Source organism: Kocuria himachalensis, assembly GCF_054784195.1.
In genome coordinates, this window is the sequence record NZ_BAAGPL010000012.1 from 4,969 (window position 1) to 29,651 (window position 24,683).

A 24,683-nucleotide genomic window follows, 5' to 3' on the forward strand; every position below is an offset into this window, starting at 1 on the left:
GAGCGGTCAGCGGGCCCGGGCGACCTGCCCGAGGAGCCCCGGGAAGTAGCCGGAGAGGTAACCGCGCTCGGTCGGGTGCAGGTTGTGGTCCCCCGCTTCGGGCCCGAAGAGGATCCACGGGTCCGCCGAGCCGACGCCGTGGCCGCGGAAGCGGTCGGTGACGTCCACGAAGACGGCGCCCTCCTCCTCCACGGCCGCGGCAAGAGCGGCATTGAGCTCGTCGGTCCAGTCGTTGAGCTGGGCGGCCCGTTCGGCGGAGAGCAGCGGGGTGTCCTGCCGGTCGTCGAAGAGCCGCGGATAGCCCAGCACCACGATGCGCGCGTCCGCCACCGCGTCGATGGCCGTGACGGTCTCGGCCGCGGAGGCGGCGGCGCCGGCGATGAGCGAGGGCGCCTGCGCGAGCATGGCCTCGCACGGCCCCGGGCCGTACTGGGCCTCCGCCGGAGCACTGCACGCCTGGATGAACCGGCCCCACTCGATGTCGTTGCCACCCATGGTCAGCGTCACCACGTCGGCCTCCGCGAGGGCGTCGCTCACGAAGGGCACGGAGACGAGGCGGCGCACGTCCTTCGTGGTGGCGCCGGCGCAGGCCGCGTCCAGGGTCACCTCGACGCGGGGGTGGGACTCGAGCTTGTCGACGTGGTCCCGTCCCGTCCCCTGGGCGCAGCGGGGAAGGTCCTCGACCTGCCGGAGCCCGCCCGTGCCGAAGGCCGCGGAGTAGGAGTCGCCGAGGTTGACGAGCTCGATGGTGCGCGGTGCCGCGGCGGCCGGGGAGGCGGCCGCGCCCGCGAGGGCGAGCGCCGAGGCCAGGGCGGTGACGGTGCGTCGGAGGGGGGCGGAGCGCATGGCGGGGACCTTTCGGGAGGGGCGGCGCCGCCCGGGGGCGGCGCCGTGGCGGCGGACGCCGGCAGTTCCCCGAATTTACAGTCGCGACGACCCGGACGAAAGCTGTCCCACGGTGTCCTGTGCCCAGGCCTCCGCGAGGATCGCCATGGAACGCAGCACCTGGTCGGCGGTGGGCGAGGCGGGGGCGATCATGAGCTCGTCGGCGTCCGCCGTCGTCGCGAAGTCCTCCAGGTAGGACCGCACCTCGGTGCCCGTGCCCGCGGTCGACCAGTGCAGCATGTGCAGGACCTGCTGTCCGGCGGGGCTGTCCATCACCATGTCCAGCTCGGCCTCGCTCAGCTCGCGGCCGCGGCCCACCATGGCGCGCACCCGTTCTCGCCGGGCGGTCCCGAGCTGCTCGGCGGCGTCCTCGGCGGTGTCCGCGGCGATGACGTTGACGGCCGCGATGACGTACGGCTCCGCGAGCTGCTCGGAGGGCCGGAACGCGGCACGGTAGGCGGCCACGGCGTCCACGAGGGCGTCGGGGGCGAAGTGGGACGCGAAGGCGTAGGGGAGCCCGTAGGCGGCGGCGAGCTGGGCGCCGAACAGCGAGGACCCCAGGACGGTGAGAGGCACGTCCGTCCCCGCGCCCGGCACGGCGCTGACCCCCGGGACGATCGAGCGGCCGCTGAGATAGCCCTGCAGCTCGCGGAGGTCCTGGGGGAACTGCTCGGCGGCGGAGGGGTCGCGGCGCATGGCCCGCACCGTCCGCAGGTCCGTGCCGGGGGCCCGGCCCAGCCCCAGGTCGATGCGCCCGGGGTGCAGCTCGGCGAGCGTGCCGAACTGCTCCGCGATCACGAGGGGAGAGTGGTTGGGCAGCATGACGCCGCCCGCCCCCAGGCGGATGGTGGAGGTGTGCGCCGCGACGTGGGCGATCAGCACGGCCGGGGCCGAGGAGGCGATCGTGGGCATGTTGTGGTGCTCCGAGTACCAGACCCTCAGGTATCCCAGGCGCTCGGCGTGCTGGGCGAGCCGCACGGAGTCGGCGAAGCTCTCGCCCACGGACGCGCCCTTGCGGACGGTGGCGAAGTCGATGACGGACAGGGGCAGCGGCACGGCGGACCTTTCACGGGGATCGGGAGACCCTCCACGCTACTCCTCTCCGCCCGGGACCGCCGTGGCCGGGCGCACACCGGCGCCGCCGAGCGTAGCCGCGCGGTGTCGGCGGTCGCGGCTACGCTCGGCGGCATGACCGACCCCTCGATTCCGTTCTCGGCGCCCGAGCTGTTCGAGCTGCCGCGGGAGCGCGCCGAGATCGCCCCCGGTGCCGTCCACGTCCCGGACTGGCTCGGGCCCCGGGAGCAGCAGGAGCTCGTGCAGCACTGCCGGGAGTGGGCCGTGGGCCCGGTGCCCATGCGGCACGCGGTGCTCCCGGGAGGCGGCCGGATGTCGGTGCGCTCCACGACGCTGGGCTGGGACTGGGCGCCCTACCGGTACCTGCGCACCGGGGAGCGCAAGCGCGCACCGGACATACCCCCGTGGCTGACCGCGCTGGGCCGCCGGGCCGTGCTGGAGGCCTACGGGCCCGGCAGCCCGGACGCGCAGGACTACCGGCCGGACACCGCCCTGGTGAACTACTACGACGCCGCCGCCCGGATGGGCATGCACCAGGACAAGGACGAGGCCTCCGCCGCGCCCGTCGTCTCCCTCTCCCTCGGGGACGCCTGCGTCTTCCGCTTCGGGAACACGCAGACCCGGTCGGCGCCGTACCGGGACGTGGAGCTGCGCAGCGGCGACCTCTTCGTCTTCGGCGGCCCCTCCCGCTACGCGTTCCACGGAGTGCCGCGGATCCGTCCCGGCACGGGGGCGGCCGCGCTGGGCATGAAGGGCGGGCGGCTGAACCTGACCCTCCGGATGACGGGCCGGGCCCGGCCGGACCGCTGAGCCCCGTGCCAGACTGGCGGCATGGAGCTCCCCGACCCCGCACCGGCCCACCTCGTCGACCCCGCGGCCCCGGACGCCGAGGACGTCGGCGCCTACCGCCTGCTCGCCGCGGACATCGCGTCCGGCGTGGCCGTCGTGGCCGCCCGGCACCGGCGGCGGGACGTCGCCGCGACCGTGACCGGGTTCCTCGACGTCTCCTACGATCCGCCCACCATGCTCGTGAGCCTCTTCGAGGAGGGGCGGATCTGCGACGCCGTGGAGTCCTCCGGCGCGTGGACGCTCTCCGTGCTGCGCCGGGACCAGGAGGGCGTGGCCAACTGGCTCGCCAGCCCGGGCAATCCCGTGGAGGGCCTGCTGGACCGGGTGGACTTCCGGCGCGCGCCGGGCTCGGGGGCCCCCGTGCTGGACGGGGCGCTCGCGTGGTTCGAGCTCTCGACCGTGGCCGTGCACACCGCCGCGACGCACCGGATCGTCGTGGGCGAGGTGACGGCGATGGGCCGCGGGGTCGCCGAGGCGCAGGCCGACGACCCGCTGGTGCACTACGCCCGCGGCTACCGGGGCCTGGCCCGGTGACCCGGGGCGCCGGACACGGCAACGGCGCCCGTGCAAGACTGTGACGTCGGGTGAACCCCGCCCCGTCAGCGACGGAATCGATTGACTCCCGCTCCGGTTCCGGTCGTAGCGTGGACGGGTGGGGCCGCCCGGCGGCATCCACCCACAGCTCTCCACGGAAGGACTCCCATGGCGGCCCAGCACCACGAACGCCGGCCTCGTCGAGGGCACGACGACGGTGCGTCCACCGGCGGCACGCCGGAGCAGACGCCTGCGCAGACGGCGGAGGAGTCCCGGCTGAGCGCGGTCCCGCCGCCCGGCCCGCCGGCCGAGCGCGCGGCCGCGGAGGTCGCCGACCTCGAGATCCCGGCCGACCACCTCCAGGACCTCGAGCACGTGGGCGAGGCGTTCAAGGCGGCCTTCGCCCACCACCCGGCGGGGGTCGCGATCATCACCGCACGGGGCCCCGAGGGGCCGGTGGGCCTGACGGCGTCCTCGGTGTCCTCCGTGTCGGCCGTCCCGCCGATCCTCGGCTTCTCGCTGCAGGCCCGCCAGGGCTCGGCCGCGCTGCTGGCCGAGGCCGACTCCTTCCTGGTGCACCTGCTGGACGCCGAGAACCTGGACCTCGCCCGGTCGTTCGCCGTCTCCGGGGCGCCGCGCTTCGGCGCGGACATGCCCTGGGAGTACCTGGAGACGGGGGAGCCCCGGCTGCTGAGCGTCGCCCGGGTCCTGCGCGCGATCCCGCTGGCCCGGATCAAGGCCGGGCCCGCCCTCGTGTTCAACGCCGCCGTGGTCGACGTCCTCGGCCACGAGGGCACCGGCGTCCCGCTCGTCTACCACCGCCGCCGGTTCCACGAGCTCAACGACCGCTCCGCCCTGGATCCCGAGGCCTGAGCGTCCGGCGGCGGGGTCCGAGCGGCCGACCGGAGATTCCTCCGAGATTGTTGTTGACACATCACCAAGGTGCTCCTAGAGTAGTTGACGAAGCAACCACCTGCTCGTCGCTCACCCCAAGGAGAACACCATGTCCCAGCTCAACGGTCTCGTCCCCGGTTCCTGGACCTTCGACCCCGCCCACTCCGAGGTCGGTTTCACCGTCCGCCACGCCGGCATCTCCAAGGTGCGCGGCACCTTCGGCGAGGTCGACGCGCAGCTCGAGGTCACCGACCCCGTCGAGAGCTCGACCCTGAACGCCACGATCCAGATGGCGACCATCGACACCAAGAACGCCGACCGCGACGCCCACGTGCGCAGCGCCGACTTCTTCGCGGTCGAGGAGTACCCCACGATGACCTTCACCTCGACCGCCGTGGCGTTCGACGGCGAGGAGGGCACGATCACCGGTGAGCTGACCATCAAGGACGTGACCCGCACCGTCGAGCTCGCCACCGAGTTCAGCGGCGTGGTCGTCGACGCCTTCGGGGTGACCCGTGCCGGCTTCTCCGCCGAGACCACCATCTCCCGCAAGGACTTCGGCATCACCTGGAACGCCGCGATGGAGGCCGGCGGGGTCCTCGTCTCCGACAAGGTCGTCATCGGTCTCGACGTCGCGTTCACCGCGCCGCAGAACGACCCCGAGGAGACCGTCGAGGGCCAGGAGGCCGTCTCGGCCCAGGCCTGAGTCCCCGACGAGCGCTCCGCGCACGGCAGTGGCCCGCACCCCGGGAGGGGGGCGGGCCACCGTCGTCGGTGCCGTGACCGGGGCTAGCGGACCTGCTGCACCAGGAACCAGAGCGCGGGGCCCGCGATCAGCAGCAGCAGCGCCCACCGGCGCAGCCGCACCTCGAACGTCGCGGGATCGAGCCTCCGACCGTCCTTCGGCCGGGACTCGGCGATCTCGTCCTTGAGGGGCTTGGGGGAGGGCTCGTGCGGGTCCTCGGAACCGGTGCCGGGGTGGGACACCGAGGTCACCGCCACTTCGTCGTCATGATCAGCCCCACCATCATCAGGGCCAGACCGACCCCGATGTTCCACGTGCCGATCCCGGGCACCGGGTAGGTGCCCTGGAAGAGGTAGTAGACGATGAGCCACAGCAGCCCGACCACCAGCAGGCCGAGCATGATGACCTTGTACCAGGTGGGCGTCGGGGCATGGGTCTCCGGGGAGCCGTGCCGAGAGCGCTCGGTGAGCTCCTGCGCCACCGCGTTCGCCGTGGCCTCCGGGTCGAAGGCGGTGGAGCCGCCGGGAAGTCCCTCCGCCGCGAGCCGCGCCAGCTCCGCGTCGACGGGCGGGGCGGCGGCCGGGGCGGTCCGTCCGGAGCCGCCCGGACGGCGGGTCGGCTTCTTGCGGCGGTTCTTGGACTCGGGCACTGATCCTCCTGGTCACCAAGCGGGCCGTCTGCACGGCGGGGGGTCCGGTGCACCAGTCTAGCCGCCCGGTGCGTGCCTTCCCGCGGGCGCGTAAGCTGGACGGGCGCACGCGCCGAGAGGCACCCCACTCCCAGGAGACCCTGTGACCGTCAAGATCCTCGTCGTGGACAACTACGACAGCTTCGTCTACACCCTCGTCGGCTACCTCGAGCAGCTCGGCGCCGAGACCACGGTCATCCGCAACGACGACCTCGACGAGGCCGCCGCGTGCGCGCTCGCCGACGAGCACCAGGGCGTCCTCCTCTCGCCCGGGCCGGGTGCTCCCGCCGACGCCGGCGTGTGCACCGCCCTGATCCGCCACGCCGAGCAGACGCAGCAGCCGCTGCTCGGCGTCTGCCTCGGCCACCAGGCCCTCGCGGAGGCGTACGGGGGGACCGTCACCCACGCCGAGGAGCTCATGCACGGCAAGACCTCCCGGGTGGAGCACAACGGCACCAGCGTCTTCGGCGCGGTGCCCAGTCCCTTCACGGCGACCCGCTACCACTCGCTCGCCGTGGTGGACCAGTCCGTGCCCGACGTCCTCGAGGTCACCGCGCGCACCCCGAACGGGGTGATCATGGGGTTGCGGCACAAGAGCGCCCCGCTGCACGGGCTGCAGTTCCACCCCGAGTCCGTCCTCACCGAGGGCGGCTACCTCATGCTCGGCAACTGGCTCGAGCTCGTGGGGCTCAAGGGCGCTGCGCGGGCCGCCGCGTCGCTGTCCCCGCTGATCACCGTCTGACCGCGCGCCGCCCGCCCGCGCGGGTCCTCGCCCCGGCGCCTCCTCGGCCCGGCCGCTAGTCGCGCCCGGACTCGCGCTCCGCCGCCCGCTCGAGCGCCTCGCGCGCCCGCTCGGCCGCGCGCTCCGGGATCCTGTCCTGCTCGCCGGCGTCGAGCGCATCGGCGTCGGGAGAGTCGTCCGGGGAGCTGTCGGCGGAGTCGTCCGGGGAGGCGCCGGGCTCGGATGCGTCCTCGTCGTCCGGTGCGACGGTCTCCTCGGGATCCTCCTCGTCCTCGGTCGCCTCCGGGGAGGGCGACGGGGTGGGCGAGGGGGTCGGCTCCGGGGTCGGCTCGGGCTCCGGGGTCACCGCCACGGTGAGCGTGATCGTCGAGCCCTGCGCCGCGGACTGGCCGGCGTCGACGCTCTGGTCCACGACCTGCCCCGCCGGCACCCCGGTCCGGGGGGTGGCGACGACCTCGGACGAGAGGCGGACGGCGTCCTCGCCGAGGGCGGCGACCGCCTCCTCCCGGCTCAGGCCCACGAGCTGCGGCACGGTCACCCGTCCCGTGGACAGCACGAGCTGCACCTCCGAGCCGCTCGGGACGGTGGTCCCGCCGGCCGGGTCGGTGGCGACCAGCATCCCCTGGGGCACCCACGAGCTGTTCGCCGTGCGGGTGGCCCCGGGATCGAGCCCGGCGGACTCCAGGGCGTCCCGCACGTCCTCCTCGGACCGGCCCACGAGGTCGTCGGGGACCTCCACCTGGGAGGGCCCCCTCGAGACGCCGAGGACCACGGTGGAGCCCTCCTCGACCTGCGTGTCGGCGACGGGGTCGGTGCCGACGACGTCGCCCTCGGGCACCTCGTCGTCGAAAACCTCCTCGCGCTGCGGCACCAGCTCCGCGTTGCGCAGCACCGTCTCGGCCACCGACGCGTCCATCCCCGCCACGTAGGGGACGGCGACGAGCGCGGGTCCGCCGCGCTGGTCCTGGACCCACTGGAGAGCCACGACCCCGAGGACGGCGAGGACCGCGAGGGCGAGCAGGGCGATCAGCGCCGTGCGCAGGGCACCCCGCCGGGGGCGCCGGGCGGGGGTCGAGCCGCCCGCCGGGTCGCTCGCGGCCACCGGCGACGCGACGACCGCCGTGCCCGCCGCCGTCGGCGGTTCCGCCACCGCGGCAGCCATGGGAACGGGGACGGGCGGGAGGGTCTTCGTGTCCTCGTCCCGCTGCCGCACCGCGTGCAGGGGCTGAGTGGCGTCCAGGTCCCCCGGCACCGCCGGGCGCAGCTCGCGCAGCGCCCGGCGCATCTGGCCGGCGTCCTGGAAGCGGGCGGAACGGTCCTTGGCGAGGGCCTTCGCCAGGAAGTCGTCGACGCGTCTGCCGAGCCGGGGGTCCAGCTCGGAGGGCGCGGGGGGACGGTCCCGGACGTGCTGGGCGGCGATGTCCACCGAGGACCCGCCCACGAACGGCGCCCGCCCCGTGAGCATCTCGAAGAGCACGCACGCGGCGGAGTAGAGATCGGAGCGGGCGTCCACGGATTCGCCCCGGGCCTGCTCCGGGGACAGGTACTGCGCGGTGCCGAGGACCGCCTGGGCCTGCGTCAGCGCCGGCGAGGTGTCCTCCACGGCCCGGGCGATGCCGAAGTCCATGACCTTGATCTGCCGCTCCGGGGTCACGATCACGTTGGCGGGCTTGATGTCCCGGTGGACGATGCCCGCCCGGTGGCTGTACTCCAGGGCGTCGAGGATGCCCAGCGTGATGTCCACGGCCTCCTGGGGCGTCACGGCGTTCTCGTGGATCAGCTCCCGCAGGGTCCGGCCGGGCACGTACTCCATCACGATGTACGGCCGGTCCACGCCCTCGTCGGTCGCCGCGAGGATCTCCCCCGTGTCGTAGACCGAGACGATCGAGTGGTGGTTCAGGGCGGCCACGGACTGCGCCTCGCGCTTGAACCGCTCGTGGAAGGTGCCGTCCCGGGCCAGCTCCGGGCGCAGCACCTTGATGGCCACCCGCCGGCCCAGCCGCAGGTCCCGCCCGAGGTGGACGGTGGCCATCCCGCCGCGGCCGATGGTCTCGCCCACCTCGTAGCGGTCGTTGATCAGGGAGGGGACGGGGTTCCGGCCCGGCACGGCTCAGCCCTCCCGGCCGGGTCCGGTCGGTGTCGCGGTGGGCGAGGGCGATCCGGTGGTGGGTTCGGGGGAGGTCTCGGGCGCGGCGGCGACCCACATCTCGATGGTGTCGCCGGGGCGGACGGTGGACCCGCCCAGGGGCTGGGTGCGCAGCACGGTCCCGGGCTCGGCGTCCTCGGTGGTCTCGTCGTAGCGGATGATGTTCACGCCCAGCAGCCGGATCTCGTCGATCAGCGGGTCGGCGGCCCGGCCGACCATCCCGGAGGGGAGCTCCACGGTGTCCGGGCCCGTCGAGTAGACCACCGTGATGGTGGTGCTGCGCGCCACCTGGCCCACGGGGTTCAGCGACAGGACGGTGTCCTCCTCCTCGTCCGCGGTGCGGCCCTCCCGCTCCACGGGGAAGCCCAGGTCCGAGAGCTCCTGCACCACCTCGTCCACCGGTCGGCCCTCGTACCGGGCGGCGAGGACCTCCACGGTGTCCGCCGCGGCGGGCGGCTCCGCCGCCGGTGTCGTCGGGGCGCCGGGCACCACCGAGGTGGAGACGGTGCCGGTGGGGGACGGCTCCTGGCTCACGGGCGCCGGGTCGCGCAGCAGGAAGAACCACAGCAGCCCCGCCACCACGAGCAGCACCAGGAGCACCGGCAGCAGCCAGGACCACACCGAGCGGCGCCCGCGGCGCTCCTCGGGGCGGACCGGGTCGGTGCCGGGGCCCCGGGCGTCGTCCTCGGGCCCCCGCGGTCCGTCGACGACGTCCAGCTCGGCGGTGATGGGCCGCGGCGCTCCGGCCGCGGCGGCGCCGCTCGCCGCGGCGACCGCGGTGCTCTCGCGGTCCAGCACCTGCGTCGGCTCGTCGCGCACCGGTTCGAACGCCTGGGTGGCGTCGTCGTCGGGCAGGTCGAGGAACGGGCGCATCCCGGGGACGGCCGCGACCGCCGCGTCCTCGTCCCCGCGGCGGATCGCGTCCACGGCCGTGGCCAGCGCGCCGGCCGTGGCCGGGCGGTCCGTGGGGTCCTTCGCCAGCATCGACATCAGGAGCGCCCGCACGGTCTCGGGCACGCTGTCCTTCAGCGGTGGCGGCGGGTCGTTGACCTGCGCGAGGGCGATCGCGATCTGCGACTCCCCGGTGAAGGGACGGCGCCCGGCCAGGCACTCGTAGCCGATGATGCCCAGGGAGTAGATGTCCGAGGACCCCGTGGCGGTCTGCCCCGTGGCCTGCTCCGGCGCGAGGTACTGCGCGGTGCCCATGACCTGCCCGGTGGCCGTCAGGGGCACCTGGTCCGCCAGGCGGGCGATCCCGAAGTCCGTGACCTTCACCCGGTTGTCCGGGGTGATGATGAGGTTGCCGGGCTTCACGTCGCGGTGCACCAGCCCCTGGGCGTGCGCGGCCGCCAGCGCCCGGGCCGTCTGCCCGATGTAGTTGAGCACGGTGTCCGGCGCGAGCGTCTTCTGCCGCTCGATGATGTTGGACAGCGGCTCGCCCGGGACGAGCTCCATCACGAGGAAGGCGGAGCCCTCCTCCTCGCCGTAGTCGAAGACGTTGGCGACACCGGGGTGGTTCAGGAGCGCGGTGTGCCGGGCCTCCGCCCGGAAGCGCTGCAGGAAGTTCGGGTCCCCGTTGTACTCCTCCTTGAGGATCTTCACGGCCACGATCCGGCCCAGGACCTGGTCCTTGGCCTTCCACACCTCACCCATGCCGCCGATCGCGATCCGATCGGTCAGTGCGTAGCGCCCGCCCAGGACGGTGCTCGACGATGGTCTCACTTGTTCAACACCGCCTCGAAGAGTCGCTTGGCACCCGGACTGGTCAGGGAGGCGCCCGTCGCCACGTCCACGTCCTCGAAGACGACGGCGAGGGCCACCTGGGGGTCGTCGGCCGGCGCGAAGCCCGTGAACCAGGAGTCGTTGAGGCCCTCGTCCGAGCCGATCTCGGCGGTGCCCGTCTTCCCGGCCACCTGGACCCCGGGGACGGCCGCGCCCCGGGCGATGCCGTCGTCGACGACCTCGACCATGAGGTCCGAGACGGTCCCGGCGACGTCCGCGCTCGTGGAACGGCGCAGCTGCTCGGGGTTGAGCTCCTCGATCACGGACAGGTCGGCGGAGCGCACGGTGCGCACGAGCTGAGGCTTCATCTGCACACCGTTGTTGGCGATCGTGGCGCTCATCATGGCCACCTGCAGGGGCGTGGTGCGCACGTCGTACTGGCCGATCGAGGACAGCGCGAGCTGGGCCTCGTTGAGCTCCTCGGGGAAGACCGACGGGGTCACCTGGAGCGGCACCGAGAGGGGCTCCCCGTAGCCGAAGTTCCGGGCGGTCTCCCGGATCGCGTCCTCCCCGAGGTCCAGGGCGATCGAGGCGAACGGCGTGTTGCAGGACTGCTCGAGCGCGAACTCCAGGTCCGCCTGCGTGCGGGCGGTGCACCCGCCTCCCACGTAGTTGGGCAGGGTCACGTCGGTGGCGGGCAGGGGCAGCTCCTGGGGGTTCGGGATCAGGGTCTCCGTGGTGTAGTCCCCGGACTCGAGGGCGGCCACGGTGTCGATGATCTTGAACGTCGAGGCGGGGGCGTAGAGGTCACCGGCGACGGCCCGGTTGACGAGGGGCTCCTCGGGGTCCGCGTTGAGCCGTTCCGCGGCGGCGATTACGGAGCCCGAGTCGTGCGAGGCCAGCTCGTTGGGGTCGTAGCCGGGGCTCGAGACCATGGCGAGGATCGCGCCCGTCTCCGGGTCGAGCGCCACGACCGAGCCCTTCCGGCCCTCGAGCACCTCGGCGGCGGTCTGCTGCAGCACCGGGTCGATGGTGAGCTCGACCGACGCGCCCGTGGGCTGGTTCCCGGAGAACATCGACACCACGCGGTCGTAGAACTGCTCGTCGGAGGCGCCGGAGAGCTCCTCACCGAGGGCCGCCTCGAGTCCCGTGGCGCCGTAGACGAGGGAGAAGTAGCCCGTCAGGTGCCCGTACGTCAACGGGTCCGCGTAGACGCGCTGGTACTCGAAGTCGTCCTCCGAGGGCACGGAGGACGCCTTCGGGTCGCCGTCCACGAGGATCGCCCCGCGGTCCGCGCCGAACTGGTCGTAGAGGCTGCGGTTGTTCCACGGGTGCGCCTCGAGGGTGCGCGCCGAGACGAACTGCACGTAGGTCAGCGCGAGGAGCAGCACCGTGAAGATGACCACGCCGGCCACCCAGGTGTGTCGGATCGCCCGGTTCACGACGCTCCTCCGTTCTCGGTGCTCCGGGACCCGCCGGGGCTCCGGCGGTCCTTGTCGGTGAGGCGGGACATCGCCTCGGTGGGGGTGCCGCCGTGGTGGTCCGCGTCCTCGGCGTCCCGGTGCCCGCCCGGGCCCGCGGCCGCGATCGGCTCGGTGGCGGCGGTGTCGGCGGGCACCGCCGGACCACGGGCGGTGTCGGGCCGGGCGCCCCGCCCCCCGGCGGCACGGTCCTCCCCGTCCGCCGGCGCTCCGTCCTGCTCGTGCCCGTCCGGCTCCTTCCCGCGGCGGTCCCGGCGGCGCTCCAGGCGCTCGGCGCGCTCCTGCTCGTCGCGTCGCGCAGCCTCCCGCAGCGCGGCCTCGTAGGCGGCGACCTCGGCGAGGTCGGCCTCGGTGGCCGGGCCGGTGACCACGGGCCGGCGGGCGGTGTGGGAGATCGCCAGGATGATCGCCGCGATGATCCAGTTGGACAGCAGCGAGGAACCGCCGGCGGACATGAACGGGGTGGTGAGCCCGGTCAGGGGGATGAGGCGGGTGACCCCGCCCACCACCACGAACAGCTGCAGGATGATGACCGCGGACAGCCCCGCCGCCAGCAGCTTGCCGAAGGAGTCGCGGGTGCCCAGGGCTGCCCGGAAGCCTCGCGTGACGAACAGGAAGAACAGCACGAGCACGGCGCTCAGGCCGATCAGCCCCAGCTCCTCGCCGAACGCGGTCATGATCATGTCCGAGTTGGCGTAGGAGACGAGGTCCGGCCGGCCCTGGCCGAGCCCCTGCCCGAAGAGCCCGCCCGAGGAGAGCCCGAACAGGCCCTGGACGATCTGCCCGGAACCGCCCGGGGCCCGGTTGTACACCTCGGGGTCGAACGCGTTGAGCCAGGAGTCGAGGCGCGCCGCGACGTGGCCGAAGACCTGGCTCGCGAAGAACCCTCCGACGGCCACGAGCAGCAGCCCGATGACGATCCAGCTCAGCCGGCTCGTGGCGAGGTAGATCATGGCCACGAACAGGCCGAAGAACAGGATCGCGGAACCGAGGTCCCGCTGGAACACCAGCACGCCGATCGCGATGATCCACGCCGCGAACATCGGCGCCATGTCCCGGAACCGCGGCAGGCGCACCGGGCCGATCTTCTTGCCGGCCAGCAGGATGAGATCCCGGTTGGTCGAGAGGTAGCCCGCGAAGAAGACGGCCAGGGTGATCTTGGCGACCTCGCCGGGCTGGAAGGTGCGCCCGCCCACCGAGATCCAGATCCGGGCGCCGTTGAGCTCCAGGCCGAGACCGGGCAGGAGGGGCAGGAGCAGCAGCAGCCCGCTGAGCACCAGGCAGATGTAGGTGATCCGCCGCAGCACCCGGTGGTCCTGGAGGAACCAGAGCACCAGGCAGGCGGCGGTCATGGCGAAGGCCGTCCACACCACCTGCGAGCCCGCGGCCGTCTGGTCCGTGGTGAGGTCGATCCGGTGGATCATGGCGATGCCCAGCCCGTTGAGGGCCACCACGATCGGCAGCACGTAGGGGTCCGCGTACTTGGCCCGCAGCCGCAGCACCACGTGCAGGACCAGCGCGCCGATGCCCAGCACCAGCCCGGAGACGAGGATGTGCGGGTCCCCCGAGCCCAGCTGGTCGGGGTCCACGAGGACGTTGGCGCCCACGCCGATGCCCACGGCGAGGACGAGCAGGAGCAGCTCGGTGAGCCGCCGCGGCTTCTGCTGGGGCTCGACCTGCTCCTCCTCGGGGACGGTCCCGGCGGGGGCGCTCATCCGTCACCACCCGGTGAGGCGGCGGGCGAGGCGGTGGGGGAGGCCGCGGGCGAGGCGGTGGCCCGCTGCACGGTGCCGGTCGGGCGCGGCTCGGGACCGCTGGTCTCCTCGGGCACGGACTCGCGCAGCTCGCGCACGATCCGCTCCGCCTCCTCGAGGCTGCCCGCGGGGATGGCGCTGCGCACCCGTGCCTGGGCGAAGCCGGGGAGGTCGTCGACCCGCAGGTCCGTGGCGCGCTCGAGGTCGCTGAGGCTCACGGGCCCGAGCGACTGGGAGACGCCGTTGTAGATCGCCACGTTGCCCTGCTGCTCGCCGACGTAGTACTGGGAGCTGATCCAGCTGCTCGTCAGCCAGCCCCCGGCCACGAGCAGCAGCCCGGCCGTGGCCAGCGCGAGCACGGCCACGGCGCGCCGGTGGCGGCGCCGGCGCGGGGACGGGACGGTGGCGTCCGCCCGGTGCAGCGCCGACTCGACGTCCCGCGGGTCGGCCAGGGTGTCGGGGGCGGAGGTCTGCAGGAGGGTCGCGCGGCGCTCGAGGACGCTGTCGCTCACGGTGGGGATGCGCCCGGTCTGGGTGGCGTTGGCGGCGGCCCCCACGAGCAGGTGGGGGCGCGCGGCGAGGTCGCGGCGCAGCGCGGCGGCCGAGGACTCGGCGGCGCCCTGCGTCCCGGCGTCCCCGGTGATCTCGTCCGAGGTGCGGGCGGACTCCGGGTCCGGGACCGCGCCGCGCGCCTCGCCGGCCTGCGGCACGGGGGCGGTGTCGTCGGTCTCGAAGACCTGCACGACCACCACGGTCACGTTGTCGGGGGCCCCGCGGTCCAGGGTCAGTTCCACGAGCGTGTCCACGATCTGGTTGAGGTCGTCGGTGGAGCCCAGCACGGACTCGATGGTCTCCGGGCGGACCACGGCGTTGAGCCCGTCCGAGCACAGCAGCCAGCGCTCGCCGCTCTCCGGGCGGAGGGTCTCCACGTCGATCTCGGGGGAGGCGTCGACGTCCCCGAGCACGCGCATCAGGACGTTCTTGTGCGGGTGGGACTCGGCCTCGTCCGGGCGCAGCCGGCCCTCGTCGATGAGCCGCTGGACGAAGGTGTGGTCCTTGGTGACCTGGCGGAACTCGTCCCCCCGGAGCCGGTAGGCGCGGGAGTCCCCGATGTGGGCCACGACGAGCTCGTCCCGGTCGGCCAGCAGGGCCGTGACGGTGGTGCCCATGCCGCCCAGGCGGGCGTTGCCCAGGACCAGCTTGGCGAGGTTCTGGTTGGCGTTCTGGATCTCGTCCGTGAGCACGGTGGCACCGTCGCCGTGGTGGTCGGGCCGGTCGAGGCTCGTGAGGTCCATGACCGCGGAGGCCGACGCGACGTCCCCGCCCACGTGCCCGCCCATGCCGTCGGCGACCACGGCGAGGTGGCGGCCCGCGTAGGCGGAGTCGTCGTTCTTCGAGCGGACCCGGCCCACGTCCGAGCGCGCGGCGTAGCGGAAGGCGATCGCCATGCGTCAGGACCTCAGTTCCAGGACGGTCTTGCCCACCCGGAACGGGGTCCCGGGCTCGAGCGGCACGGCCCGGGAGAGGCGCTGCTGGCCGACGAAGGTGCCGTTGGTGGAGCCGAGGTCCTCGAGGAACCAGCGGGAGCCCTGCGGGAACAGCCGGGCGTGGCGGCCCGAGGCGTAGTCGTCGCCGAGGGGCACGGTGGCCTCGGGGGAGCGGCCCAGCAGCACGGGGGCGTTGCCCAGGGGATAGCTGCGGCCGCGGAGCGGGCCGTCGAGGACGACCAGGGTCTGGGGACGGGAGCGCTGCCCGGTGGTGGGACCCGCGGCCGGTGGCACCGGGTCCTCCGCGGGGCCCCGGCGCTCGGCGCGGGACCTCGAGAGCACCGCCGGGAGCTTCCCGCCGACCGCCAGGTCACGACCCTGGCTGGCGACGATGCTGAAGATGAAGATCCAGAGCAGGGCCAGGAACCCGAAGCGGAGGAGGGTGACGGTGAGTTCGGACATTCAGCGGTTCCCCTTCGGGGTCAGGAGGCGGAACGTGATCCTGGTCCGACCCATGGTGATCACGGAACCGTTGACCAGCTCGGTGCGGCCGATCACCCGTTCCCCGTCCACGTAGGAACCGTTGGTCGAACCGAGGTCCACGGCCACGAAGTGCTCGCCCTGCCGCCGGATCTCGAGGTGCTTGCGGGACACGCCGGTGTCCTCCACGGTGATGTCCGCCTCGGCGGAGCGGCCCAGCACGATCGAGTCCGCGTTGATGGAGAACCGTGCGCCCTCGACGTCGAGCACCGGGATCCAGTGCTGCACGGGCACGGACCGCGTCGGCTCGTCCTCCTCCCGGCGGTGGCCGCGGGCGATCCGCTGCCCGCTCGGCGTGGCGGGGGTGTTGGGCGACTCCGCGGTGCGCTGCGCCGAGGAGTGGACGCGGAACTCACCGGCCTCCACCTCCGGGTTGCGGGTGAAGGACACCTTCACCGCCCCCTGGAGGGTGTAGGCCTGGCTGCGGGCGTGCTTGATGACGACGTCGCACAGCTCTTCCGCGAGGGGCGTGCCCCAGTCCTGGGCGCGGGGGAAGTCCTCGTCCGAGAACTCCACGACGAAGACGTTGGGGGCCATGGTGCGGCCGGCGGAGATCGTGAACGCCTCCTGGTCGAGCTCCCGCCGCAGGGCGCTGGCGATCTCGACCGCCTCCACCCGCTTCCGGGAGCCCGTGGCGAAGGTGGCGCGGACGGCCTTCTCGATGTTCTTCTCGAGGCTCTCGAGAAATCCCATGCCGCCTCCTTCCTGGCGTCGATCACGGTGCGCATGCACCCGGTCCCGGGTCAGGCGTTCTCCAGGATAGTAGACGCGACGCCTGAGAGCCGCGTGGGCGGAGCCAGGCGCGGCGGGAGGCCCCTTGCCAGGACGCAGTGCCGGGGGAACAATTCTGGTATGAAGCACACTGATCAAAAGACCTTCTCCCTGGCCGCTCTCGCGGTCTCGGCGCTCCTGCTGACCGGATGCGGTGACGGCGGCACCGGTGGCGGCGGCGGCGAGGAGACCACGGACGGAGCCGGGACCAGCGCCCCCGCGGAGCCCACGGGCACCGAGGACCCGACCGCCGGCGACGGGAGCGCCACGCCCTCGGGCGCGGCGACCGGCGACGAGAGCGCCTCCGCGAGCCCCTCCGGGTCGGCCACCGGCGACGAGAGCGCCTCCGCGAGCCCCTCGGGCACCGCCACCTCCTCGCCGGGCGCGGGGGGCGAGGCCGCCGCCGTGGCGGGCGCGGTCGTGGCCGCCGAGGAGGCGGTGACGGGCGGCCAGGTGTTCGAGCTCGACCGCAAGGACGACGAGGACGGCTGGGAGGTCAAGCTCGCCGTCGGTGACCGGGAGAAGGAGGTCGACGTCGCCCAGGACGGCTCGGAGGTCACCCCGCAGGAGGGCGACGACCAGCTGGACCAGGAGGACCGCGAGCGGATCGCCCAGGTCCAGGTCCCCATGGAGGACGCCGTCCGGACCGCGCTGGACGAGGTCGACGGCACGCTCGACGGCGCCCAGCTCGACACGGAGGACGGCACCACCGTCTGGGAGGTCGACATCGACGACCCCGACGGCACCTCGGTGGACGTGTACGTCAACGTGGCCAACGGCTCCGTCGTCAAGGTCGATCGCTGACGCGGTGACCGGGAGCCCGGGGCGCTCCGAGCAGCGGCAGCTGCGGCTCACGTTCCTGGGGCTGCTCATGGCCGTGCTGCTGGCCGCCCTCGACCAGACGGTCGTGGCCACGGCGCTGCCCTCGATCGTCGGGGACCTCGACGGGCTCGACCGGATCTCCTGGGTGGTCACGGCGTACGTGCTCGCCGCCACCGTGGGCCTGCCGGTCTACGGGAAGCTGGGCGACCTCTACGGGCGCAAGCGGATCTTCCTGGCGGCCGTCGTGGTCTTCCTGCTCGGCTCCGTGCTCTCGGGCGCCGCCCAGGACATGACCCAGCTCATCGTCTTCCGTGCCCTGCAGGGCGCGGGCGGCGGCGGCCTCCTGATCGGGGCGCAGGCGATCATCGCGGACCTCGTGCCCGCCCGCGAGCGCGGCAGGTACATGGGCGTGATCGGGGCGGCCTTCGGTCTCGCCTCGGTGAGCGGACCGCTGATCGGCGGGTTCCTCACGGACCTCGTGAGCTGGCGGTGGGTGTTCTACATCAATCTGCCCCTGGGGCTCGTGACGCTCCTGTTCATCCCCCGCTTCCTGCACCTGCCGCACGTCCCCCGGGGGCGGGTGCGGCTCGACGTGCTGGGCACGGCGCTGCTGGCGCTGGGCAGCGTGGCCTTCGTGCTCCTCACCACGTGGGCCGGCACGGCGTACGCGTGGTCGAGCCCGCGGATCCTCGGCCTCGCCGGGGCGGCCCTGGTGCTCGGTGTCCTGTTCGTGCTGGTCGAGCGCCGCGCCCCGGAGCCGATCGTCCCGCTGCACCTGTTCCGCGTGCGCAACTTCGTGGTCCCCACCGCGGCGGCCGTGGGCATGGGCGTGATCATGTTCGCGACGATCACCTACCTGCCCACCTACCTGCAGATGGTCGACGGCGCGTCGGCCGCCGGGGCCGGCCTGATGATGATCCCCGTGACGGTCGGGATGCTCGTCGGCACGATCGGCACCGGCCGCCGCATCGCGCGGACGGGGCGCTACAAGCACTGGCCCGTGCTGGGCTCCGTCGTGATGGCCGCCGGGCTCGCGCTCCTCGCGCTGATCGACGAGACCACCCCCTACGCCCTGACGGCCGCCGGGATGGCGGTCACCGGCTTCGGCATCGGATGCCTCATGCAGAACCTCGTCCTGATCGTGCAGAACGCGGTGCCGCCCGCGGAGGTGGGGGCCGCGACGTCGTCGTCGAACTTCTTCCGCCAGATCGGGGCGTCCTTCGGGATCGCCGTGTTCGGCTCCGTCTTCGTCGCCCGGCTCGACGACGCGCTCGCGGGCCGCGCCGTGCCCGCCCTCGACGTCGACGCCCTGAGCCCCCAGGTGCTCGCGGGCCTGCCCGCCCCGGTCCAGGAGGCGGTCGCGCAGGCCTTCGCCCAGTCGCTGCCGCCGATCTTCCTGTGGGGCCTGCCCGTGGCGGCGGGGTGCCTCGTGCTGTCCCTGCTCATCGAGGAGATCCCGCTGGGCACCACCGTGTCCGCCGCGCCGGAGGTGGCGCCGGGCCCGTCCACGGAGCCCGCCGGGCCCGGTCGCGGCGGTGCCGGTGGCTAGGCTGGTGCCGGAACCGCCACCGGATGCTTCAGGAGCAGCTCATGACCGACCCGCGCCCGTTCACCACCGCCGACCTCTACGACGAGCGCGGGGAGCAGCTGATGTCCTGCCCGCGCCAGTTCCTCGACCTGGGCGGGACGGCCGCGTTCACCGGGCCGGTGCGCACGGTCCGCTGCTTCCAGGACAACGGCCTGGTGAAGGCCGTGCTCAACTCCCCGGGGGAGGGCGCGGTCCTCGTCGTGGACGGCCACGGCTCCATGGGCACCGCGCTCATGGGGGACATGATCGCGGAGTCCGCCGTGCGCAACGGGTGGGCAGGGGTCATCATCAACGGTCCCGTGCGGGACCGGGTGGCCCTGGCCGGGCTGCCCCTCGGGGTCAAGGCCCTGGGCTCCAATCCGCGCAAGTCCGCCAAGGACGGCGTCGGGGAGCAGGACGTGCCGGTCGTCATCGAGGGCGTGACCTTCCGCCCGGGCCGGACGGTGTGGGCCGACGAGGACGGGATCCTCGTGGAGGGCTGAGCGGCGTCCGCTCGGCCGGCCCGGTCCAGCCGTCCGGTCAGCGGGCGTGGTGGGTGAGGCGGCCGCCGCGGTAGGTCGCGCGGACGCCGATGTGCTCCACCGAGCCGCCGCGCCGGTGCACCTCGAGGGGGTTCTCCTCCAGCACCACCAGGTCCGCGAGCTTGCCGGGGGCGATCGAGCCGATCCGGTCGGACATCCCCAGCGCCTTCGCGGCCTCGGACGTGTAGGCGGCGAGGGCGTCCAGCACGTCGAGCCGCTCCCCGGCGGGGCCGAACCGCAGCCCGCCACCGTCGAGGCGGTCGGTCCAGGCCTGGACCGAGCGCAGGACGTCGCCGTCGGCGACCGGGCGGTCGGAGCTGCCCGCGATCCGCACCCCGCCCTCCAGGAAGCTGCGGCCACGGTAGGTCCAGTCCGTGCGCTCAGGTCCCAGGAGGCGGCGGAACTGGGCGGCCATGGGGCGCAGGAAGCCGATCTGGGGAGTCACGACGATCCCCGCGGCCGCGAGCCGCGGCAGCTGGTCCGGGCGGGTGATGCTCGCGTGCTCGATCCGGTTGGGCACCCGGTGGCGCCCGTGCTCGTCCTGGCACCGGGTGATCACGTCGATCGCGAAGTCGATGGCCCGGTCCCCGATCGCGTGGGCGGCCACCGACCAGCCCGCGCGGTACGCGGCGTGGATCGCCTCGGCCATCTGCTCGGGGTTCTCCTGGAAGTAGCCCGTGGAGTGGCCGCCGCAGAAGGCCTCGGTCACCGCGGCGGTCTCCCCGAGCAGCGAGCCGTCCACGAACACCTTGACCGGTCCGAGCCTCAGCTCGTCGTCGCCGAAGCCGGTGCGCAGCCCGAGGTCGAGCCCGCGCACGGAGCCGTCCCCGAGTCCGCCGATCCCGTGCAGGACGTCCAGCACGGGCATCACCTGGGCCCGGGCGTGCAGGGCGCCGGCGTCCCTGGCCTGCTGGTAGGCCTGCAGCTCGGAGGGGTTGTGCCCGATCCACCCGGCGCCCACCCCGGCCTCCGCGAACGTGGTGATGCCCTCGGCGGCGTAGCGGGCGGTGGCGCGGTCGAGCGCCGCCACGATCCTGTGCAACGGGTAGGGGCGGAACAGTTCCTGCACCACGGCCTGGGCGGTCTCCTCGACCAGGCCCGTGGCGCGGCCCGTGTCGTCCCGCACGACCCGCCCGCCCACCGGGTCCGGGGTCCCCGGGGTGAGGATCTCCGCCCGGCGCAGCGCCTCGGAGTTCACCACCGCCGCGTGGCCGGAGGTGTGCCGGACGAACAGCGGCGTGCGGCCGGTGAGCCGGTCGAGGACGTCGATGTCGGGCAGCGACCCGCCCACGGTGGCCGGGAGGAAGCCGGTGGCCATGAGCCACTCCTCGTCCCGCGGCTTCGCGGCCATCCCGCGCTCCAGGGCCGCGTAGAGCTCGTCCAGGGACGTGCAGCCGGAGAGATCGACCTCCGCCAGGCCCAGCCCGAACCACGCGGTGTGGCAGTGCGCGTCCACGAAGCCGGGCAGCACGGTGGCCCCGCCGAGGTCCACGGTCTCGGCCGCCGGCACGTCGGGGTCGTCGAGGACCACGATCCGTCCGCCGTGCACGCCGAGGCTCGACGCCACGGGGCGGTCCGGCTCCATGGTCAGGACCGTGGCGTTGACGAGCAGGAGGTCGAGCTGCATGGGGATCCTTTCCGCGGGGCTGCCCCCATCGTGGCACCCGGCGCCCGGGCCCGCACAGCGCCGCCCCTTCAGCTCAGGTCGGCGACGAGCTCCGTGGCCTGCCGGATCGCCCGCTTGGCGTCCAGCTCGGCCGCCACGTCCGCCCCGCCGATGAGGTGCACCGGGACGGCGCCGGTGTCGTGCCCGTGCTCGAGCAGCGCGGCGTGCAACCTCCGCAGCGGCTCCTGGCCCGTGCACAGCACCACGGTGTCGACCGGCAGCACCTGCTCGACCGGCTCCGTGCCGTCGGGTCCCGGCACGGTGAGGTGCAGTCCGTCGTCGTCGATCCGCCGGTACGTCACGCCGCTCAGGGTGCGGACGCCACCGGCCCGCAGTGAGGCCCGGTGGATCCAGCCGGTCGTGCGGCCCAGGCCCGCCCCGAGCTTGCCGGGGGAGCGCTGCAGCAGCGTCACCTCGCGCACCGGGCGCGGCGGCGCGGGCGCGGCCAGGCCGCCCCGGGCGGCGAGCGTGGTGTCCACGCCCCAGGACCGGTAGAAGTCGGCCCCGGTGCCGGGGGAGTGCAGGAGGAACTCGGCGACGTCGAAGCCGATGCCCCCGGCACCGAGGACCGCGACCCGGCGGCCCACGGGCGCCCCGTGCTGCAGGACGTCCCGGTAGCCCACGACCGACGGGTGGTCCACCCCCTCGATCGCGGGCACGCGCGGTTCCACGCCCGTGGCCAGCACGAGCCGGTCGAAGCCGCACAGGTGCTCGGGCCCGGCCGCCGCCCCGAGCCGCACGTCCACGCCCAGCTCGGCGAGCCGCACGCCGTAGTAGCGCAGCGTCTCCGCGTACTCCTCCTTGCCGGGCACGCGCAGGGCCATCAGGAACTGCCCGCCGATCCGGTCCTCCGCCTCGAAGAGGGTGACGGCGTGCCCGGCCTCCGCGGCGCTGACGGCGAAGGCCAGTCCGGCGGGGCCCGCGCCCACCACGCCGATCCGCTCGGCCCGGCGGGTGGGGCCCAGGCGCAGCAGGGTCTCGTGCCCGGCCCGCGGATTGACCAGGCAGGAGGCGGTGCGGCCCGCGAAGGTGTGGTCCAGGCACGCCTGGTTGCACGCGATGCAGGTGTTGATCGTGTCCGCCCGGCCGCGCGCGGCCTTGACCACGAAGTCCGGGTCGGCGAGCAGGGGCCGGGCGAGCGACACCATGTCGGCGTCCCCGTCCGCCAGGATCCGCTCCGCGGTCTCCGGGGTGCTGATCCGGTTCACGGCGACCAGCGGGATCCCGACCTCGCCCTTGAGCCGGCGGGTCACCCAGGAGAAGCCGCCCCGGGGGACGACCGTGGCGATGGTGGGAATGCGCGCCTCGTGCCAGCCGATGCCGGTGTTGAGCAGGGTCGCGCCGGCGGCCTCGACGGCCCGGGCCAGCGCCACGACCTCCTCGACCGTGGAGCCGCCCGGGACCAGGTCCAGCATCGAGAGCCGGTAGATCAGGATGAAGTCCGGGCCGGTGCGCTCGCGGACGCGACGGACGATCTCGACGGGCAGGCGCATCCGGTGCGCGTAGCACCCGCCCCACTCGTCGGTGCGGTGGTTGGTCTCGGCGGCGACGAACTCGTTGATGAGGTAGCCCTCGGAGCCCATGATCTCCACGCCGTCGTAGCCGGCCTCGAGGGCCAGGGCCGCGGTGCGGGCGAAGTCCTCGATGGTCCGCTCGATCTCCTCGCCGGTGAGCTCGTGCGGGACCACCGGGCTGATGGGCGCGCGCAGTGGGCTCGGGGCCACGGCGTCGGGCGTCCTGGCGTAGCGGCCGGCGTGCAGGATCTGCAGGGCGATCCTCCCGCCCTCGGCGTGCACGGCGTCCGTGACAGTGCGGTGCCGGGCCACCTCCTCGGGGGTGCGGAGCACGGCGCCGCCGGCGTGCGTGGCGCCCTCGGGGCTCGGCCCGATGCCGCCCGTGACGATGAGCCCGACGCCGCCGCGCACCCGCTCCGCGTAGAACTCCGCGAGGCGCTCGAACCCGCCGGGCAACTCCTCGAGACCGGTGTGCATCGATCCCATGAGCACCCGGTTGGGCAGGGTGGTGGAGCCCAGGTCCAGGGGCGCGAGCAGGCGCGGATAGGGCACGGTCATGTGATACTCCTCGTCTCAGGTACTTGGGTCACCGTAGGCGAGGAGTGAGCCGCCTCACAAGCGCGGCGCGGGCTCAGAGCGCGGCCAGCAGGTCCTTCCAGGTCGAGCGCCACCGCACGACGTCCTCGGCGGCGGCCAGCCCGGTGTGCGCGAGGGCCACCGTGGCGCGGCCGCTCCCCTTGTCGCCGATGGTCGCGGAGACCCGGGTCCCGTCGGCGAGACGCACGCGCCAGTAGCGCCACTTCTCGGTGACGGCGGTGGTGGGCGGCTGCTGGAACGGGACGCCGCCGACCTCCGTGCGCTCCGCCAGGAGCGCGGTCCACCGGGCGAGCGCCTCGTCCGGGGTGCCGGCCACCGTGCGGCTCGCGTTCGCCCCGAAGCTGCCGTCCCCGGCCTGTCCGGGGCGGCGGGCTCCCGTGTGCTGCTCGTAGGCGACCGCGACGGACTGCGCCCACCACTCGCGGTTCTCGACGACGCCTTCGAGCTGCTCCGCCGCGCGGCGGGCGATCTCGGGATGGCTCATCGACCGCGCCCCGAGGGCGTCGAGCCGTGCCGTCCAGGTCTCCCACGGGACGCCGGTGGCCCGGACGATCGCGGCCGTGCTGGTGCTGCGTGTGCTCATGGGACCGAGGGTAGCGGCGGCGCCCCGCCGTGCGCCGCCGTGTCGGGTCAGTCCCCGGCCGCGGGGCCGGGGCCGCCCGCCGCGGCCCCGGAGTCCGGGGCGGCGGGGGCATCGGCGTCTCCCGCGCTGGGGACGCGCTGGCCGGCGTTGGTCTGGCCCAGCGGGTCCGGGGCCGTCTCGAGATCGCGCGCCGGAGTGTCGGGGATGCCGATGTCATCGGCCAGGTGCGGGTCGTCGGGGAGCTGGTCGCCGGAGGCAGGAATCGTGTCCATGGCCCCAGCCAATCAGCGGCTCCCTGTCCTGGCAAGGGCCGTAGCAGGCACCCGGTGGCGGCCGCGGCCACCGGTGGGGTGGCGGACCCGGGCCGCCGGATATCGCGGACAGCGAATGGACAGGGTGCTGACAGTAGGTGGGGGCCGTGCCATAGTGGTCGGAAGAGGCCCGCTCCGGCGGGCCGCCCACAGTTGTCGAGCTAGGCCGCCGCCCGGCGGCGGCCGGAAACCTGGAGACGAACCCATGGCCACTCCGAACCAGCGCACCGCCCCCTACACCGTGCCCGGTCTGTCCACCGAGAACGGCCACGAGGTCGCCCAGACGCTCCAGCAGCGCCTGCACGCCCTCAACGACCTGCAGCTCACGCTCAAGCACGCCCACTGGAACGTGGTGGGCCCCAACTTCATCTCGGTCCACGAGATGCTGGACCCGCAGATCGAGCTCGTGCGCGGCTTCGTCGACGAGCTCGCCGAGCGCATGGCGACCATGGGCGTGGGCCCGTCCGGCCTGCCCGGCGACCTCGTCCAGGCCCGCACCTGGGACGACTACTCGGTCCACCGCGCCACCGGCGTGGAGCACCTCGCCGCCCTCGACATCGTCTACAACGGTGTGATCGAGGACCACCGCGACGCGATCCAGAAGGTCGGCGAGCTCGACCCCGTCACCGAGGACGTGCTGATCGGCCAGGTCAAGGAGCTCGAGCTCTTCCAGTGGTTCATGCGCGCCCACCTCGAGAACAGCGGCGGCGACCTCCAGCACGGCGGCGCCCGCACGGAGCAGGGCGCGGCGGAGTCCGCCGCCCAGTAG

At 73.9% G+C, this 24,683-nt stretch carries 24 protein-coding genes; 9 read left to right on the forward strand and 15 right to left on the reverse strand.

Going from position 1 to position 24,683, the window contains the following annotated elements; all coding sequences use genetic code 11:
- Positions 1-6: 6 nt before the first annotated feature.
- Both ACYVM4_RS08305 and ACYVM4_RS08310 read right to left on the reverse strand, forming a co-directional pair.
- On the reverse strand, positions 7-846 hold the full coding sequence (locus ACYVM4_RS08305; protein ID WP_368822884.1) for a GDSL-type esterase/lipase family protein: 840 nt from the start codon (positions 844-846) through the stop codon (positions 7-9).
- 75 nt (positions 847-921) lie between these two features.
- Positions 922-1,941 carry an LLM class flavin-dependent oxidoreductase gene (locus ACYVM4_RS08310; protein ID WP_460668218.1) on the reverse strand — a complete coding sequence of 340 codons (1,020 nt, stop codon included), beginning with the start codon at positions 1,939-1,941 and terminating at the stop codon, positions 922-924.
- A gap of 132 nt (positions 1,942-2,073) precedes the next feature.
- Here ACYVM4_RS08310 and ACYVM4_RS08315 point away from each other — a divergent pair, with 132 nt between their 5' ends.
- The 4 genes from ACYVM4_RS08315 to ACYVM4_RS08330 all read left to right on the forward strand — a co-directional run bounded on the left by ACYVM4_RS08315 (position 2,074) and on the right by ACYVM4_RS08330 (position 4,942).
- A complete protein-coding gene (locus tag ACYVM4_RS08315; RefSeq protein ID WP_460668219.1) occupies positions 2,074-2,769 on the forward strand; it encodes an alpha-ketoglutarate-dependent dioxygenase AlkB family protein in 696 nt (231 codons plus the stop codon).
- Between the two features lie 21 nt (positions 2,770-2,790).
- A complete protein-coding gene (locus tag ACYVM4_RS08320) occupies positions 2,791-3,342 on the forward strand; it encodes a flavin reductase family protein (RefSeq protein WP_368822881.1) in 552 nt (183 codons plus the stop codon).
- 168 nt (positions 3,343-3,510) lie between these two features.
- Positions 3,511-4,215, forward strand: a complete 705-nt coding sequence (locus ACYVM4_RS08325; protein ID WP_460668220.1) for a flavin reductase family protein — start codon at positions 3,511-3,513, stop codon at positions 4,213-4,215.
- 130 nt (positions 4,216-4,345) lie between these two features.
- Positions 4,346-4,942, forward strand: a complete 597-nt coding sequence (locus ACYVM4_RS08330) for a YceI family protein (protein ID WP_368822879.1) — start codon at positions 4,346-4,348, stop codon at positions 4,940-4,942.
- An 83-nt stretch (positions 4,943-5,025) separates the two neighbouring features.
- Here ACYVM4_RS08330 and ACYVM4_RS08335 read toward each other — a convergent pair whose 3' ends face one another.
- Together ACYVM4_RS08335 and ACYVM4_RS08340 are read right to left on the reverse strand one after the other, a co-directional pair.
- A complete protein-coding gene (locus ACYVM4_RS08335) occupies positions 5,026-5,232 on the reverse strand; it encodes a hypothetical protein (RefSeq protein ID WP_460668221.1) in 207 nt (68 codons plus the stop codon).
- On the reverse strand, positions 5,229-5,630 hold the full coding sequence (locus ACYVM4_RS08340; RefSeq protein WP_460668222.1) for a cell division protein CrgA: 402 nt from the start codon (positions 5,628-5,630) through the stop codon (positions 5,229-5,231). The genes ACYVM4_RS08335 and ACYVM4_RS08340 overlap by 4 nt, the downstream gene beginning before the upstream one ends.
- A 142-nt stretch (positions 5,631-5,772) precedes the next feature.
- Between ACYVM4_RS08340 and ACYVM4_RS08345 the strand changes: the two genes are divergently transcribed.
- Positions 5,773-6,411, forward strand: a complete 639-nt coding sequence (locus ACYVM4_RS08345) for an anthranilate synthase component II (RefSeq protein WP_368822876.1) — start codon at positions 5,773-5,775, stop codon at positions 6,409-6,411.
- A gap of 55 nt (positions 6,412-6,466) precedes the next feature.
- On the opposite strand, the gene pknB is transcribed toward ACYVM4_RS08345, so the two are convergent.
- From pknB to ACYVM4_RS08380, 7 genes are read right to left on the reverse strand one after another with little or no spacing between them, the layout of a single operon-like run.
- Positions 6,467-8,518, reverse strand: a complete 2,052-nt coding sequence (gene pknB / locus ACYVM4_RS08350; protein ID WP_460668223.1) for a Stk1 family PASTA domain-containing Ser/Thr kinase — start codon at positions 8,516-8,518, stop codon at positions 6,467-6,469.
- A 3-nt stretch (positions 8,519-8,521) separates the two neighbouring features.
- Positions 8,522-10,279, reverse strand: coding sequence for a protein kinase domain-containing protein (locus tag ACYVM4_RS08355; RefSeq protein ID WP_460668224.1), 1,758 nt, complete (start codon positions 10,277-10,279; stop codon positions 8,522-8,524).
- The gene (locus ACYVM4_RS08360; protein ID WP_460668225.1) at positions 10,276-11,721 is read right to left on the reverse strand and encodes a peptidoglycan D,D-transpeptidase FtsI family protein; all 1,446 of its coding nucleotides are present in this window, start codon (positions 11,719-11,721) and stop codon (positions 10,276-10,278) included. The genes ACYVM4_RS08355 and ACYVM4_RS08360 overlap by 4 nt, the downstream gene beginning before the upstream one ends.
- Positions 11,718-13,475 (reverse strand): FtsW/RodA/SpoVE family cell cycle protein, encoded by a 1,758-nt coding sequence (locus ACYVM4_RS08365; protein WP_460668226.1) that lies wholly within the window; start codon positions 13,473-13,475, stop codon positions 11,718-11,720. The genes ACYVM4_RS08360 and ACYVM4_RS08365 overlap by 4 nt, the downstream gene beginning before the upstream one ends.
- The gene (locus ACYVM4_RS08370; protein WP_368822871.1) at positions 13,472-14,962 is read right to left on the reverse strand and encodes a PP2C family protein-serine/threonine phosphatase; all 1,491 of its coding nucleotides are present in this window, start codon (positions 14,960-14,962) and stop codon (positions 13,472-13,474) included. The genes ACYVM4_RS08365 and ACYVM4_RS08370 overlap by 4 nt, the downstream gene beginning before the upstream one ends.
- 3 nt (positions 14,963-14,965) lie before the next feature.
- Positions 14,966-15,463, reverse strand: a complete 498-nt coding sequence (locus ACYVM4_RS08375) for an FHA domain-containing protein FhaB/FipA (protein ID WP_368822870.1) — start codon at positions 15,461-15,463, stop codon at positions 14,966-14,968.
- A complete protein-coding gene (locus tag ACYVM4_RS08380; RefSeq protein WP_368822869.1) occupies positions 15,464-16,234 on the reverse strand; it encodes an FhaA domain-containing protein in 771 nt (256 codons plus the stop codon).
- A 159-nt stretch (positions 16,235-16,393) separates the two neighbouring features.
- Here ACYVM4_RS08380 and ACYVM4_RS08385 point away from each other — a divergent pair, with 159 nt between their 5' ends.
- From ACYVM4_RS08385 to rraA, 3 genes are read left to right on the forward strand one after another with little or no spacing between them, the layout of a single operon-like run.
- Positions 16,394-17,116, forward strand: coding sequence for a PepSY domain-containing protein (locus ACYVM4_RS08385; RefSeq protein WP_460668227.1), 723 nt, complete (start codon positions 16,394-16,396; stop codon positions 17,114-17,116).
- 4 nt (positions 17,117-17,120) lie between these two features.
- The gene (locus ACYVM4_RS08390) at positions 17,121-18,683 is read left to right on the forward strand and encodes an MDR family MFS transporter (RefSeq protein WP_460668228.1); all 1,563 of its coding nucleotides are present in this window, start codon (positions 17,121-17,123) and stop codon (positions 18,681-18,683) included.
- Between the two features lie 41 nt (positions 18,684-18,724).
- Positions 18,725-19,204: a ribonuclease E activity regulator RraA gene (rraA, locus tag ACYVM4_RS08395; protein ID WP_017834086.1), complete on the forward strand. Its 480-nt coding sequence runs from the start codon at positions 18,725-18,727 to the stop codon at positions 19,202-19,204.
- Between the two features lie 37 nt (positions 19,205-19,241).
- On the opposite strand, the gene ACYVM4_RS08400 is transcribed toward rraA, so the two are convergent.
- The 4 genes from ACYVM4_RS08400 to ACYVM4_RS08415 form a co-directional block, all read right to left on the reverse strand.
- Entirely contained in the window at positions 19,242-20,870 is a 1,629-nt protein-coding gene (locus tag ACYVM4_RS08400; protein ID WP_460668229.1) for an amidohydrolase, read from the reverse strand.
- A 68-nt stretch (positions 20,871-20,938) separates the two neighbouring features.
- A complete protein-coding gene (locus ACYVM4_RS08405; protein WP_460668230.1) occupies positions 20,939-22,981 on the reverse strand; it encodes an oxidoreductase in 2,043 nt (680 codons plus the stop codon).
- Positions 22,982-23,054: 73 nt separating this feature from the next.
- Complete coding sequence (locus ACYVM4_RS08410; protein WP_460668231.1) at positions 23,055-23,603, reverse strand: hypothetical protein; 549 nt, start codon at positions 23,601-23,603, stop codon at positions 23,055-23,057.
- 47 nt (positions 23,604-23,650) lie between these two features.
- Positions 23,651-23,875 carry a hypothetical protein gene (locus ACYVM4_RS08415; RefSeq protein ID WP_368822862.1) on the reverse strand — a complete coding sequence of 75 codons (225 nt, stop codon included), beginning with the start codon at positions 23,873-23,875 and terminating at the stop codon, positions 23,651-23,653.
- A 244-nt stretch (positions 23,876-24,119) separates the two neighbouring features.
- Here ACYVM4_RS08415 and ACYVM4_RS08420 point away from each other — a divergent pair, with 244 nt between their 5' ends.
- Positions 24,120-24,683, forward strand: coding sequence for a Dps family protein (locus ACYVM4_RS08420; protein WP_368822861.1), 564 nt, complete (start codon positions 24,120-24,122; stop codon positions 24,681-24,683).